Annotated in this window: 3 protein-coding genes; 2 read left to right on the forward strand and 1 reads right to left on the reverse strand. The window is 37.4% G+C overall.

Annotation, left to right across the window (positions count from 1 at the left end; genetic code table 11):
* The coding region (mobQ, locus tag EKM71_RS10970) for a MobQ family relaxase (protein WP_164504799.1) at nt 1–908 on the reverse strand (908 nt) is incomplete at its 3' end.
* Between the two features lie 252 nt (nt 909–1160).
* Between mobQ and EKM71_RS10975 the strand changes: the two genes are divergently transcribed.
* Complete coding sequence (locus EKM71_RS10975; protein WP_003555660.1) at nt 1161–1388, forward strand: hypothetical protein; 228 nt, start codon at nt 1161–1163, stop codon at nt 1386–1388.
* Nucleotides 1389–1410: 22 nt separating this feature from the next.
* Nucleotides 1411–1689: a hypothetical protein gene (locus EKM71_RS10980; RefSeq protein WP_003680647.1), complete on the forward strand. Its 279-nt coding sequence runs from the start codon at nt 1411–1413 to the stop codon at nt 1687–1689.
* Nucleotides 1690–1749 lie beyond the last annotated feature (60 nt).

Genomic DNA, 1749 nt, shown 5'->3' on the forward strand with positions numbered 1-1749 from the left:
TCATCTAAACTTTCCAAACTAATATAAGTTTTCAGTTCGTGGCTTAACTCTTTGACCACTTTTTTCTCGTTAAACGAGAAGTGTTTACTTAGGCTATCCAAGTGGCCTCGATTAACTACTTTCTCCTGCATATTTTTATAGCCAGCTTTGGACTTACGATAGTTCTTAACTTGTTGATTAAATGCCTTTCTTTCATGCCGTTTGCTATTGATTCCCTCGTGTTGCATTGGTGTGTCAGCTATTCCCTGTTCCACAAATGATTTTTCACTGATCCGATCAGGAATGTTTTTTTGCTCTAAAGCCTGATTGACACTTGCCGCCCAATTGTGCCGCCATTCAGTTATTTTTTCTTTTTTATCCCAATCGACCATCAGTATTTTTCTACTCTTAGGGTACTTGCTAGTTCCGGTATATGTTTTGTTGCCATTATCATCTAAAATATATTGCTTTTTGCTCTTGATTCCCCATGTTCCATCTGAATTAAACGGCCGATTAGTTAACATCACATGAGCGTGCGGATTATCTGGGTGGTCGCGATGAATTGCCACGTCGGCTACCATGCCCTCATCAACAAAATTTTCTTGCACATATTTTGTCAGTAATTCTTTCTGTTCGGATTCACTTAATTCTACCGGTAAAGCCACGTTAAACTCTTTTGCATACCGTGAGTTTGATTTACGATCTTTCTTTTCAACTTCATTCCACAACTGTTCTCGATCAATCGCCCATTCAGGTGCATTTTTTGGCGTCAAAATAAAGCTTTCTGGCATGATCGATCGGGCATAAAAATAGTGGCGACCTTCCTTATCATCAAATAGCTTTTCACCACTTCGATAAGCGGCACTGGCAATCGCACTTCGTCCTTTACCAGCACTAATATTACTAAAACTCATGTGGAATATTGCCATGTCAGTCACCGTCTTCCTTTGATTCTATGGGTTTTTACTTTGTTGTCGCCATCGGCGACTTCTGATACGAAGATTTAGCACGATTTACCCCACAATAATTTAGTGGGGTGTAAGTGCGCATTGACTTCGTTTCACTCGGTCTTCTGATTACCTTAACTTTAATTTAGTGTATGACTTCCGCTTCGCTATTTCAACTTTTATACTTTGACTTAACGTTTCCCTTATGATATAGTGTCGGTGATTATTTCTAATATGATTGGAGGGATCGTTATGTCTCAAAGTAACTTAGAAAAACAAGAAGCTAAATTAAAAGCCCTTAATCAAAAAATTAAGGACGAAAAAAATAAGATTGAACAACGGCTAGGTAAACAAATCATCAGTCAAGCCAATTTAGATTATGCTAATTTGTCTAACGATCAGATTAAGCTTTTAGCCAAGCAATTTTCTGAATTTTTAAAGGTAAAGTCCGTAGATCATTAGCCATACGAGATGGGGAAATTCCATGCCTAATCAATATGAAAAACTAATTGAACAACAAGCGCGTTTAAAACAAAAAATTGAGCGGGAAGATTTTAAATTACGGCAATCTAAATACTATGAAAATCGGCAAGCCCGCAAAGCCCGTTCTCGCCGATTAATTCAAAAAGGGGCTTTATTAGAAAAGTACTTTCAAGCTAATAACCTCTCGGTCGAACAAACCGAAGAACTTTTAAAAACATTTGCTGACTATGTTAACGCCCATAAACCGGATAAATTAAAAAACGATCAACCTAATAACTAGGCCGATCGTTTTTATTTTCAGGATTGTTTTTTGGCTTAATTTCTGGATTGTGTTTAGCAA

Source organism: Levilactobacillus huananensis (assembly GCF_003946145.1).
Lineage (GTDB): Bacteria > Bacillota > Bacilli > Lactobacillales > Lactobacillaceae > Levilactobacillus > Levilactobacillus huananensis.

Excerpts from the sequence above, each read along its gene's own strand:
- EKM71_RS10980 (WP_003680647.1), top strand. The coding sequence starts at position 1,411 with ATGCCTAATCAATATGAAAAACTAATTGAACAACAAGCGCGTTTAAAA.
- EKM71_RS10975 (WP_003555660.1), top strand. The coding sequence starts at position 1,161 with ATGATTGGAGGGATCGTTATGTCTCAAAGTAACTTAGAAAAACAAGAA.